The organism is Pseudonocardia sp., from assembly GCF_025965585.1.
Lineage (GTDB): Bacteria > Actinomycetota > Actinomycetes > Mycobacteriales > Pseudonocardiaceae > Pseudonocardia.
The window spans coordinates 1-11,868 of record NZ_JAOPWR010000007.1; the positions used below are offsets into that span (position 1 = coordinate 1).

Consider the following 11,868-nt stretch of genomic DNA (forward strand, 5'->3'; position numbering starts at 1 on the left):
CAGTTCCGCGGCGAGGGCGGGTGTCCTTCTAGCCCGCCGTGATCGACGTGGGTCCGGCTTCGACCGGTGCCCCTCGCCGCGCGTCCCCATCGTGATGAGCTGATCGAGGAGTATGACCGTGGCCGAGGCCGTAATCGCCGCCGAGACCCGCACGGAGTTCGGCAAGGGCGCAGCCCGCCGCACCCGTCGTGCAGGCAAGATCCCCGCCGTCCTCTACGGGCACGGCACCGACCCCCAGCACCTGTCGCTGCCGGAGCTGGAGTTCAAGCGCATCGTCCGCGAGCAGGGCCGCAACGCGGTCATCACGCTGGACATCGCGGGCACGCCGCAGCTGGCCCTGACCAAGACGGTGGTGCAGCACCCGATCCGCCCGTACATCGAGCACGTCGACCTGCTGGTCATCCGCCGCGGCGAGAAGGTCGTGGTCGAGGTCGGCATCGTCGTCACCGGCGACGCCGCTCCGGGCACGATGGTCAGCCAGGAGCTCAACGCTCTCGAGGTCGAGGCCGACGTCTCCTCCATCCCGGACCAGATCGAGGTCTCGGTCGAGGGTCTCAGGATCGGTACCCAGATCCAGGCAGGCGACCTCCGCCTGCCCGCCAACACCACGCTGCGCGCCGACGCCGACCTGCTGGTCGTCAACGTCGTCGCGGCGCCGACCGAGGCCGACATGGAGGCCGAGATCGACACCGAGGGTGCGGGCGTCGTCCAGGAGCCGTCCGACGCGGAGCGGGCCGCCGAGCCGTCCGACTCCGGCTCCTCGGAGAGCTGATCGTGGCGCCGGGCCCCGCCTTGGTGGTCGGGCTCGGCAACCCGGGTCCGGACTACTCCGAGACCCGCCACAACGTCGGTTTCCGCGTCGTCGACATGCTGGCGGCGCGGGCCGGCGGTGGCCGCTTCTCCAAGCACAAGAGCAATGCCGACGTGCTCGAGGGCCGGCTCGCCGGACGCCGTCTCGTGCTCGCGAAACCGCGCACGTACATGAACGTCTCCGGCGGCCCGGTTGCCGGGCTCGTCAGGTACTTCTCGGTGGCCCCGGCCGACCTGATCGTCGTCCACGACGACCTGGACCTCGGCTTCGGCGTCGTCCGGCTCAAGCTGGGCGGCGGCGAGGGCGGCCACAACGGGCTGCGCTCCATCAGCTCGTCGATCGGCACGCGTGACTATCTCCGCGTCCGCTTCGGCATCGGGCGCCCACCGGGCCGCCAGGATCCGGCCGACTTCGTGCTCAAGCGCTTCTCCGGTGCGGAGAAGAAGGAGCTGGAGTTCGCTGTCGACCTGGCCGCCGACGCCGCCGAGGCCCTCCTCGCCGACGGCCTCGAACCCGCGCAGAACAAGTTCCACGCGCTCTCCGGCTGAGTCAGCTCCGCGCCCGCAGCAGGTCGCCCGTGGCCGCGCGGCGAAGCTTGCCCGAGGGGGTCTTCGGGAGGCTCCCGGGCCCCAGGACGACGACCTCCGCGGGGCGCACACCGACCGCCGACACGATCCGCGACGTGACGTCCTTGCGGATGGACTTCTCCGCCTCGGCGTCCCCGGCCTTGCGCGACTCGACGGCGACCGCGAACGACTCGCGCCGCTCCCCCGCCACCAGCCGGACGGCCACCGCGTTGCCGGCCCGCACGTCGTCGGCCGCGCCCGCGGCGCGCTCGATGTCTGTGGGGTAGATGTTGCGGCCGCCCATGATGATCACGTCCTTGCGCCGGCCGCAGACCACGACCTGGCCACCGGTGACGTAGCCCTCGTCGCCGGTGTCGAGCCAGCCCTCGGCGTCCTGGGTGGCGACGGGCCCGTCGACCGTCAGGTAGCCGGGCGTGACGGACGGGCCGCGCAGCTGCAGCACGCCGACCTCGCGCTCACCCAGCACCGTGCCGTCGTCGGCGACGACGCGCACCTCGATGCCGGGCAACGGCGGGCCGAGCTTCGGGAAGCGGCGCGACGGGCCGTCGCCTGCGGGGACGGCGCGGCGGTGCGACTCGAGCTGGCCGGCGTCGACGTGGTCGACCGCCAGCCCGGTGTCGATCGGCGCGAACGCGACGCCCAGCGCGGTCTCGGCCATGCCGTAGGCGCACATCACCGACTCCGGATGCAGCCCGAACCGTGCCCCGGCGTCGGTGAAGGCGGCCACCGCGTCGGCGTCGATCGGCTCGGCGCCGTTGAGGGCGATGCGCAGCGTGGAGAGGTCGAGCGGGCCGTCGGCGCGGGCGAGCTGGCGACCGAGCACGGCGTAGGCGAAGTTGGGCGCGGCGGTGACGGTGCCGCGGTACTTGGAGATCAGCTCGGCCCACAGCAGCGGACGGGTGAGGAAGTCGACGGGCGTGACCGTCACCAGCTCCAGGCCGGTGACCATCGGGACGGTCAGGAAACCGACCATCCCCATGTCGTGGAACAGCGGCAGCCACGACACCATCACGTCGCGGTCGATGTCGAGGCGGGCGGCCTCCGTCATCGCGGTGATGTTGGCGTGCAGATTGCCGTGCGTGATGCGGACGGCCTTGGGCTCGGCCGTGGAGCCACTGGTGAGCTGCAGCAGGGCGGTGTCGCCCTCGTCGGCGACGTCCGCGTCCGGCTCGAACGTGCCTGCCGCGTCCGGGGAGTCCAGGGAGTCGATGGTGCGGAAAGCGATGCCGCGCTCCACCAGCACCGGGGCGAGCCCGTCGAAGGGCGCGCCCAGCAGCACCAGCTCGGCGTCGATCATCTTGAGCACGGAGACGGTGTCCTCGGCCCACGCGGCCAGATCGGTGCGCGGCGTGGGCTGGTGCAGCATGGTGACGCTGCCGCCGGTCAGCCAGACGGCCTGCGCGGCGGGGGCGATGGCCACCGGCTCCCCCGCGAGCACGCCCACCGAGGCGCCCCGCGCGAGCGGGTCGGGACCCGTCTGCAGCGCAGCCGCCATCCGCCGCGCGGTGGCGTGCACCTCGGGCCAGGGCCGGCGGACGGGGTCCTTCGGCTCACCGGTGGTCATGCCGTGGGAGGAACGGGCGGCGGAATCCAGCAGCATCGCCAGGAACCGGGACATAGCGCGCAGCCTACGGTCCGGACGGCCGGCCCCGCGCACCAGTGATCGAGTCGACCCGCGGGCGTAGCATCGGGCTCCGTGCCGGATCTCGCTGCGAACGCCGCTGACCTCACCGCCGCCGTCGATGTCGCCCTGCCCGGCGTGCGCCAGGACCTCGAGCGGCTCGTGCGCATCCCGAGCATCTGGGCGGACCCGGCCCACGCCGACGACACGCAGCGCAGCGCCGATGCCGTGGCCGGGCTGGCGCGCGCGGCCGGTGCCGCCGACGTGACGATCATCGCGGCCGAGGGCGGCGCGCCTGCCGTCGTCGCGCACTGGCCGGCGCCCGCGGGCAAGCCGACGATCCTGCTCTACGCCCACCACGACGTGCAGCCCACCGGCGGCGACGAGAACTGGACCACTCCGCCGTTCGAGCCCAGCGAGCGCGACGGGCGCCTCTACGGCCGCGGGGCCGCCGACGACAAGGCGGGCGTGATGACCCACCTCGCCGTCCTGCGCGCGTACGACGGGCACCCGCCGATCGGCGTCACGCTGTTCATCGAGGGCGAGGAGGAGTCCGGCTCCCCCACGCTCCCGGCGCTGCTGCACGAGCACCACGAGCTGCTGACCTGCGACGTCATCGTCATCGCCGACTCCGCCAACCCCGCCGTCGACGTCCCTGCGCTCACCACGAGCCTGCGCGGGCTGGTGGACGTGGTGGTCGAGGTGGCGATGCTGGAGCGCCCGGCGCACTCGGGCGTCTTCGGCGGCCCGGTCGGCGACGCGCTGACCGCGCTGTGCCGCACGCTCGCCACGCTGCACGACGAGAACGGCGAGGTCGCGGTCGCCGGGCTGGTGCACGGCACGTCCGAGGCGCCCGACCTGGACGAGGCCACCTTCCGCTCGGACGCCTCGCTGCTCGACGGTGTGGAACTGCTCGGCAGCGGCCCCATCGTCGAGCGCACGTGGCAGAAGCCCGCGGTCGCGGTGCTGGGCATCGACGCGCCGCGGGTGGCGGAGGCGTCCAACGTGCTGCTGCCCCACGCGCGGGCGATGGTCAGCCTCCGGCTGGCCCCCGGTGACAGCGCCCCCAAGGCCCAGGACGCCCTGGCCGACCACCTCCGCGCGCACGTACCGTGGGGTGCCCGCGTCACCGTCAAGCCCGGACCGGGCACCGCCGAGCCGTTCAGCCTGGACGCCACCGGCAACGCCTACGACGCCGCGCGCCGCGCGTTCTCGACCGCCTACGGCAACGACGCGGTGGAGACGGGCATGGGCGGCTCGATCCCGTTCATCGCCGCGTTCGCGCGCACCTTCCCGGGTGCGGCCGTGCTCGTCACCGGCGTCGGCGATCCGGCCAGCCGCTGGCACGGGATCGACGAGAGCCTCGACCTGGGCATGTTCCGCCGTGGCGTGCTCGCCGAGGCGCTGCTGCTGGCCGAGCTGGCCGGAACCGAGTAGCGCCCCGACCTGCGCCGGGCCACTCTGGCTCGGTGATCCACGCACGCGGGCTCGCCCGCACGTTCCGCACGAGACGAGGGGTGGTCGAGGCCGTCGCCGGCGTCGACATCGACCTCGGGCCCGGCGAGCTGGTCGGCTTCCTGGGCCCGAACGGAGCCGGGAAGACCACCACGCTGCGCATGCTCACCACGCTGCTCACGCCGACCGCGGGCACGGCCACGATCGCCGGCCACGACCTCCTCGCCGACCCGCTCGGCGTCCGCCGCCGGATCGGGTACGTCGGGCAGAGCGGGGGCGCCGGGCCCGACTGCCTCGTCGCCGACGAGCTGATCCTCCAGGGCCGCTTCTACGGCCTCACGCGGGCGAGGGCCCGCGAGCGCGCCGCCGAGCTGCTCGAGGAGCTCGACCTCGGCGGCACCGAGACGCGCGTGGTCCAGACGCTGTCGGGCGGACAGCGCCGCCGCCTCGACATCGCGATGGGCCTCATGCACCTGCCCACGCTGCTGTTCATGGACGAGCCGTCCACCGGGCTCGACCCGCAGAGCCGCGCCAACCTCTGGGAGCACATCCGCGGCCTGCACGCCGAGCACGGCACCACGCTGTTCCTCACCACCCACTACCTCGACGAGGCCGACGCCCTGTGCGACCGGATCCTCGTGATCGACAAGGGCCGCATCGTCGCCCAGGGCACGCCCGACGAGCTCAAGCGGCGCGTCTCGGGCGACCTCGTGCTCGTGGGCACGGCCGATCCCGGACGCGCGGCAGAGCTGTCCGCGCATGTGCCGGACAGCACAGAGCACGCCACCGAGGGCCAGACCGTGCGCTTCCGCGTGCCCGACGGCGCCTCCGTGCTGCCGACCCTGCTGCGCGAGCTGGACGCCGCCGGCGTCGCCACGACCTCGTTCGAGGTGCGCCGCCCCAGCCTCGACGACGTGTTCCTGACCATGACCGGACGATCCCTCCGGGACTCCGACGAGCCCGCGGGGGTATCGGCATGACGACCCTGACCGAGACGTGGCTGATCTTCCAGCGCTCCATGAGGCAGTCGCTGCGCAACCCGGCCTGGGTGATCATCGGGATCGTCCAGCCGGTGCTCTACCTCGCGCTGTTCGGCCCGCTCCTGGTGCCGGTCATCCAGAACACACCCGGCTTCCCGCCGGGCGACGCCTACCAGGTGCTCGTGCCCGCACTGCTGGTGCAGCTCGGCCTGTTCGGCAGCCTGTTCGTCGGCTTCGGGCTGATCAGCGAGTACCGCGCGGGCGTGATCGAGCGGATGCGCGTCACGCCGGTCAGCCGGGTGGCGCTGCTCGTCGGGCGCGCGCTCAAGGACGTGGTGGTGCTGGTGGTTCAGGGAATCCTGCTGACGCTGCTCGCACTGCCGTTCGGGCTGCGGGCCCCCTTCGGCGGGGTCGTCATCGCGTTGCTGCTGGTGGCGCTGCTCGCGCTGGCGATGTCCTCGGCGTCGTACGCGCTGGCGCTGCGGCTCAAGAGCGAGGACGCGCTGGCCCCGGTGCTCAACACGATCGTGCTGCCGCTGCTCCTGCTGTCGGGGATCCTGCTGCCGATGACGCTGGCGCCCACGTGGCTCTACGACCTCTCGCGGGTCAACCCGTTCGTCTATGTCGTGGACGCCGAACGCGCGATCTTCCGCGGCGACCTCGGGTCCGTGGCGGTGGTCGGGATCGTCATCATGATCGCGCTGGTGGTGGTCACGGTCGCGTGGGGCGTGCGGACGTTCCAGCGCGAGAGCGCCTGAGCGAACCACCTCGACGAACCGGGCAGACTGGTCTCCGTGCACATCGGTCTGCTCGGCGCCGTGGAGGTGCGGGTCGACGGCGGGCCCGTGCCACTGCGGGGCGTGCGCCTGCGCGGCCTGCTCGCCCGCCTCGCCCTCGACGCCGGACGCCCCGTGGGCACGTCGGTGCTGGTGGACGACCTGTGGGGCGAGTCCCCGCCCGACGGCGCCGGCAACGCGCTGCAGGCGCTGGTGTCGCGGCTGCGGCGGGCGATCGGCGGCGATCTGGTGGTCACCGACGCCAGGGGCTACCGGCTGCGGGTGGCACCCCGGGACGTGGACGCGCTGCGGTTCGACGAGCTCGTCACCGCCGCGGGATCGCAGCCGCCGGAGCCCGCGTACGACCTGGCCACCGAGGCTCTCGCGCTGTGGCGCGGGCCGGCCCTCGTCGACGTCGCAGAGCTGCCCTTCGCGGGGCTCGTCGCGGCCCGGCTGGGCGAACGGCGGGCCGTGCTGGTCGAGAGCAGAGCGCGTGTCGCGCTGCGTCTGCGACGCGTCGCGGACGAGCTCGACGGCCTGACCGCGCAACTCGACGCCGCGCCGCTGCGGGAGACCACCGCGGCCCTGCTGTCCGCCGGGCTGCACGCCGCCGGACGGCAGGCCGACGCGCTCGCCGTCGCCGACCGGACGATCGCGAGGCTGGCCGACGAGCTGGGCGTCGACCCGGGTCCGGAGCTGGCCGCCGCCCGGCTCGCGGTGCTGCGCGGCGAGACCATGTCGGCCGCGGAGCCGCGCGCCGCGACGAGGACCGTCGGTACCGGGCTGAACAGCTTCGTCGGGCGTGCCGGCGACGTCGAGCGGGTACGCCGACTGCTCACCGGCACCCGCCTCGTCACGCTCATCGGGCCCGGCGGGGCGGGCAAGACCCGGCTCGCGCGCGAGGCCGTGGCCGGTCGGACCGCGGTACTCGCGGAGCTCGCCTCGCTGACCGACGGCGATCAGCTGGCCGCAGCCGTGCTGGCCGCCGTCGGCGAACCCGAGCTGGTGCTCCGCACGCAGGACGATCCCGCTCCCGACAGCGTCACCCGGCTGGTCACCGCCCTCACCGCACGCGACACCCTGCTCGTGCTGGACAACTGCGAGCACCTCGTCGACGCCGCGGCAGCACTCACCGAGACCCTGCTGCACGCCGCCCCCCGGCTGCGCGTGCTGGCCACCAGCCGCGAGCCCCTCGGCGTGCCGGGCGAGGTGCTGCACCCGGTGGAGGCGCTGGCGGGGCCCGACGCCGTGGCGCTGTTCGCCGACCGCGCGGCGGCCGTCCGGCCCGGGTTCGCGCTCACCGCGGACGTCGAGCCCGTCGCCGCCATGATCTGCCGGCGCCTCGACGGGCAGCCGCTCCCGATCGAGCTGGCCGCCGCCCGCCTGCGCACGCTGACGCCCGCGGAGATCCTCACGCGCCTCGACGACCGGTTCCGCCTGCTCACCTCCGGGGCCCGCACCGCGTTGCCGCGCCACCAGACCCTGCGCGCCGTCGTCGACTGGAGCTGGGACCTGCTGGCCGATCCCGAGCGGGCGGTCGCGCGCCGGCTGGCGGTGTTCGCGGGCGGGGCCACGGCCGCGGCGGCCGAGGGGGTCTGCGCGGGCCCGGACGTGGACGACGTGTTCGAGCGCCTCGCCTCGCTCGTCGACAAGTCCCTGGTGGTGGCCGTCCCGCAGCCGGACGGGCTGCCCACGCGCTACCGGATGCTGGAGACCATCCGCGAGTACGCGGGCGAGCGCCTCGACGAGGCAGGGGAACGCGAGGCGGCCGCGGACGCGCACGCCCGCATGGTGCTGGACCTCGCCGAGACCGCCGAGCCGCACCTGCGCACGGCCGACCAGCTGGGCTGGCTCGCCCGCCTCCGCGCAGAGGCCGACGAGATCGACATCGCGTTGCGGCGCACGGTCGCCGGGGGCGACGCGGCCACGGCGCACCGAATCGTCGCCGCCATGGTGTGGTCGTGGCTGATCCGTGGCCGCACGGACGAGGCCGACCGGTGGACCACCACGGTCCACGGCCTGGACGGGCAGGTGCCGGCGCAGGCCCGGGCCCTCAGCACCGGGTTCCTCGCCGTGCTGAGCGTCGGGAAGGGCGACGCGGCTGGAGCGCGGAGGCTCGCGGAGACCGCCGTCGCCCTCGCCGCCGGGCTGCCCCGGCCGTGGCACCCGGTCCTGCAGCTGCTCGAGCCGGTCACCACGCTGCTCGTCGAGGAGGACGACGGCCCGATCGTCGCACTGGCGACCGAGGCACAGGACCCCTGGGTGCGTGGGTACGCCCTCTCGGTGCGGGCCCAGATCGCGGAGAACGAGGGTCGCATCGACGAGCAGCGGGAGCTGCTGCGCGTCGCGCACGATCAGCTGGCGGCGATCGGCGACCGGTTCGGGCTCGGCCTGACCGTGCACTCCCTCGGGGAGCTGGAGGACGTCGCGGGCGACCACGCGGCGGCGGCCCGCGCCTACGACGAGGCCATCGCGCTGTCCGCCGAGCTGGGCAACGACGACGACCTGCTGCAGTTCCTCAGCAGGCGGGCGTTGCTGGAGGCACGCCACGGCGACATCGCCGCAGCCCGCGCGATGCTGGAGCGCATCGGCTGGCCGAAGGACGGGCCGTTCATCTCCGCGGGTGGTCTCGCCAGCGCGCTGGCGCAGATCGAGCGCATGGCGGGCGACCTCGACGCCGCCCGCGCCCACCTGGACATCGCCGCCTCCGACCTGGCCGGCAGCGGGTTCGGCGGCCTCGCCGTGCCACATCGGCGGGCCTTCCTCGCGATGACGCGGGCGGCGATCGAACTGGCGGCGGGCCACGTCGACGAGGCCCGGGCCGCCGTTGCGGAGGGCGTGTCCGCGGCGGTCGAGAGCCGGGACGGTCCGGTCACGGCGGCGGTCGCGGAGGTGGCCGCACAGCTCGCGCTCGCCGAGGGCGATCCCCGGTGCGCCTGCCTGCTGCTGGGGGTGGCGACCGCGCAGCGGGGAACGCTCGACCGCGGCTCGCCCGAGGTCCGGGGGACGCTCACGACGCTGCGCGCCTCCCTCGGGACGGACGCCGACGCGCTCGTCCGCGCCGGGGCCGAGCTCCCGCGCGCCGACGGGGTGGCCCGGCTGGAGGCGTTCGGGACCGCCCTCCACAGCGGCGGGACGACCAGCGCCGCACCCTGTTGAGACCGTTGACCTCACCCGTCCGAGCGGCCCGTCGGCCGGGCGGCGGGCGCATCCGGTGTCCGATACGGGACACTCGTTCTGCGCGGAGCCCAGGAGTGGTCCATCGTGCGCGGATCGATCTTCTCGGCAGGACGGGGTGGGGACAGGATGAGCGGCGGCTACAACGAGGACGACTGGGACCGCACGCGGCAGATGCCGCGCCACGGCGTCCAGCAGCCCGCACGTCCCGAACCACCCCGCGGCCCGGTGATCAACGCGGGCCGGCTGTGGGCCGGCGGCGTCGCCACGGCCATCGTCGCCGCGCTGATCGGGCTCGTCGGGCTGCTGATCGTGCGGGCGCTGCTGCAGATCCCGTACCTCGCGCCCGTCAAGTCCGGGGCGCTCGGTGACTCGCGCACGGTGATCCTGTGCGTCTCCGCGGCGGTCGCCGCGCTGGCGGCCACCGGCCTGGCGCACCTGCTGCTGCTGAGCACCCCGCGGCCGATGGCGTACTTCGGTTGGATCGCCGGGCTGCTCACGGCCGTCGCCGTGGTGCTGCCGATCCTCAACGACGACACGCTCGCCGTCAGCCTCGCCACCGGCGTGATCCACCTGGTGATCGGGCTGGCGATCATCAGCCTCGTCACCGGTGCGGCGCTGTCGGCGTCGACGCGCGCGTAGTCACGTGCGGCGGCGGTAGAGCGTCACGGCGAGCGGCGCGAAGACCGCGATGATCACCGCGGCCGACACCAGCGCGAACCTGGCCGGAGCCGCCACGGGGCCACCGGTGAGCAGGCCCCGCACGGCGCTGACGGTCTGCGAGACCGGGTTGACGTCCACGAACGCCCGCAGCCAGCCCGGCATCGTGCTCGCGGGCACGAAGACGTTACTGGCGAACGACAGGGGCAACATGATCAGCGCACCGAGCCCCTGCACCGACCGCGGCTGCTTGACCACCATGGCGAGCGTGGTGAACACCCAGCACAACGCGAACGCGAACACCACGATCAGGCCCATCGAGGCGAGGAACGCGAGCGGGCCCGCCCCGGAGCGGAAGCCCAGGGCCGCCCCCAAGATCAGCATGATCACGCCGGACGTCACGTAGCGCACGAGATCGGCGCCGATCGCCCCGACCAGCGGGGCGGAGCGGGAGATCGGCAGGCTGCGGAACCGGTCGAAGATGCCGGTGCTCAGGTCGTCGGCCAGCCCGACGCCGGTACCGGCCGAGGCGAACACGATGGTCTGCACGAGCACGCCCGGCAGCGCGAACTGCAGGTAGTTCTGCGTGCTCCCCCCGATCGCGCCGCCGAAAACGTAGACGAACAGCAGCAGGAAGATCACCGGCTGCAGCGTGACGTCGAGCAGCGCCTCGGGCGAGCTGATCGTCTTGATCACGCCGCGCCAGGCGAGGGTCACGCCGTGGCGCAGGGTGGACGGGCCGCGGCGGGCGGCCTCCGGGGCCGGTGCCGGCCGGGCGGTGGGAGCGGGTGCGGTGAAGGTCATGCCGCCTCGGTCTCGGGCGCGCGGCCGGTCAGGGTCATGAAGACGTCGTCGAGACTCGGCAGGCGCAGACCGATCTCCGCGACGGCGACGGCCGTGTCCTCGAGCCGGTCCGCGACGCGGCGCAGCAGGTCCGGCGTGGGAGCGGGGACGACGAGCTCACCGCTCGTGTCGATGACCGCGGCCTGGTCGGGAGCGAGGTCCGCGACCACCGCGGCGACGACGGACATGTCGGTGCGATGGAGCGGGCGGACGTGCAGCCGCTGGCCGCCGATGTCGGCCTTGAGCGAGGCCGGGGTGCCGGCAGCGATCACCCGGCCGCGGTCGAGGACGACCAGGTCGTCGGCGAGCCGGTCGGCCTCCTCCAGGTACTGCGTGGTGAGCAGCACCGTCACGCCGTCGGCGGCCAGGCCGCGGACGCTGTCCCACACCTCGTTGCGGTGGCGGGGGTCGAGGCCGGTGGTCGGCTCGTCGAGGAACAGGATGTCGGGGCGGCCGATGAGGCTGGCGGCGAGGTCGAGCCTGCGCCGCATGCCGCCGGAGTAGGTGCGCACCTTCCGGCCCGCGGCTTCGGTGAGCCCGAAGCGCTCGACGAGCTCGGCGGAGCGGGCCCGGGCGGCGGAGCGCGAGAGGTCGAGCAGGCGCGCGATGAGCATGAGGTTGTTCGTGCCGGTCAGGGCCTCGTCGACGGCCGCGTACTGGCCGGTGAGCCCGATGCGCCCGCGGACGGCGGCCGCCTCGGTGACGACGTCGTGGCCGAACACGGTGGCGCACCCGGCGTCGGGGCGGAGCAGGGTGGCGAGCACGCGCACGGTGGTGGTCTTGCCCGAGCCGTTGGGGCCGAGCAGGCCGAGCACCGCGCCGGGGCGGGCGACGAGGTCCACCCCCGCGAGCGCGGTGGTGCCCCCGAACTTCTTGACCAGGCCATCGACCTGGATGACGGACTCCATGCGGACAGGCTGCGCCCGGCCGCTGACACGGCACCGCCACGAGGCTGACA

General features: G+C 74.2%; 10 protein-coding genes. 7 read left to right on the top strand and 3 right to left on the bottom strand.

Annotation, left to right across the window (positions count from 1 at the left end):
* Positions 1-118: 118 nt before the first annotated feature.
* Positions 119-772: a 50S ribosomal protein L25/general stress protein Ctc gene (locus JWR81_RS00260; RefSeq protein WP_297645062.1), complete on the top strand. Its 654-nt coding sequence runs from the start codon at positions 119-121 to the stop codon at positions 770-772.
* Positions 772-1,359 carry an aminoacyl-tRNA hydrolase gene (gene pth / locus JWR81_RS00265; RefSeq protein WP_297645088.1) on the top strand — a complete coding sequence of 196 codons (588 nt, stop codon included), beginning with the start codon at positions 772-774 and terminating at the stop codon, positions 1,357-1,359. Before JWR81_RS00260 ends, pth begins: the two co-directional genes overlap by 1 nt.
* Before the next feature lies 1 nt (position 1,360).
* Here the strand turns inward: pth and JWR81_RS00270 are convergent, their stop codons facing one another.
* Positions 1,361-3,016: a fatty acyl-AMP ligase gene (locus tag JWR81_RS00270; protein ID WP_297645065.1), complete on the bottom strand. Its 1,656-nt coding sequence runs from the start codon at positions 3,014-3,016 to the stop codon at positions 1,361-1,363.
* A gap of 78 nt (positions 3,017-3,094) precedes the next feature.
* Between JWR81_RS00270 and JWR81_RS00275 the strand changes: the two genes are divergently transcribed.
* The 5 genes from JWR81_RS00275 to JWR81_RS00295 all read left to right on the top strand — a co-directional run bounded on the left by JWR81_RS00275 (position 3,095) and on the right by JWR81_RS00295 (position 10,049).
* Positions 3,095-4,456 carry a dipeptidase gene (locus JWR81_RS00275; protein ID WP_297645067.1) on the top strand — a complete coding sequence of 454 codons (1,362 nt, stop codon included), beginning with the start codon at positions 3,095-3,097 and terminating at the stop codon, positions 4,454-4,456.
* Between the two features lie 32 nt (positions 4,457-4,488).
* Positions 4,489-5,454, top strand: a complete 966-nt coding sequence (locus JWR81_RS00280) for an ATP-binding cassette domain-containing protein (protein WP_297645070.1) — start codon at positions 4,489-4,491, stop codon at positions 5,452-5,454.
* The gene (locus tag JWR81_RS00285; RefSeq protein ID WP_297645073.1) at positions 5,451-6,212 is read left to right on the top strand and encodes an ABC transporter permease; all 762 of its coding nucleotides are present in this window, start codon (positions 5,451-5,453) and stop codon (positions 6,210-6,212) included. Before JWR81_RS00280 ends, JWR81_RS00285 begins: the two co-directional genes overlap by 4 nt.
* Positions 6,213-6,248: 36 nt before the next feature.
* Entirely contained in the window at positions 6,249-9,389 is a 3,141-nt protein-coding gene (locus tag JWR81_RS00290; protein ID WP_297645076.1) for a BTAD domain-containing putative transcriptional regulator, read from the top strand.
* Between the two features lie 147 nt (positions 9,390-9,536).
* A complete protein-coding gene (locus JWR81_RS00295) occupies positions 9,537-10,049 on the top strand; it encodes a DUF6069 family protein (RefSeq protein ID WP_297645079.1) in 513 nt (170 codons plus the stop codon).
* Here the strand turns inward: JWR81_RS00295 and JWR81_RS00300 are convergent, their stop codons facing one another.
* Both JWR81_RS00300 and JWR81_RS00305 read right to left on the bottom strand, forming a co-directional pair.
* Positions 10,050-10,871 carry an ABC transporter permease gene (locus JWR81_RS00300; RefSeq protein WP_297645082.1) on the bottom strand — a complete coding sequence of 274 codons (822 nt, stop codon included), beginning with the start codon at positions 10,869-10,871 and terminating at the stop codon, positions 10,050-10,052.
* Positions 10,868-11,818 carry an ATP-binding cassette domain-containing protein gene (locus JWR81_RS00305; RefSeq protein WP_297645085.1) on the bottom strand — a complete coding sequence of 317 codons (951 nt, stop codon included), beginning with the start codon at positions 11,816-11,818 and terminating at the stop codon, positions 10,868-10,870. Before JWR81_RS00305 ends, JWR81_RS00300 begins: the two co-directional genes overlap by 4 nt.
* Positions 11,819-11,868 lie beyond the last annotated feature (50 nt).

Excerpts from the sequence above, each read along its gene's own strand:
- JWR81_RS00270 (WP_297645065.1), bottom strand. The coding sequence starts at position 3,016 with ATGTCCCGGTTCCTGGCGATGCTGCTGGATTCCGCCGCCCGTTCCTCC.
- JWR81_RS00285 (WP_297645073.1), top strand. The coding sequence starts at position 5,451 with ATGACGACCCTGACCGAGACGTGGCTGATCTTCCAGCGCTCCATGAGG.
- JWR81_RS00295 (WP_297645079.1), top strand. The coding sequence starts at position 9,537 with ATGAGCGGCGGCTACAACGAGGACGACTGGGACCGCACGCGGCAGATG.
- JWR81_RS00300 (WP_297645082.1), bottom strand. The coding sequence starts at position 10,871 with ATGACCTTCACCGCACCCGCTCCCACCGCCCGGCCGGCACCGGCCCCG.
- JWR81_RS00305 (WP_297645085.1), bottom strand. The coding sequence starts at position 11,818 with ATGGAGTCCGTCATCCAGGTCGATGGCCTGGTCAAGAAGTTCGGGGGC.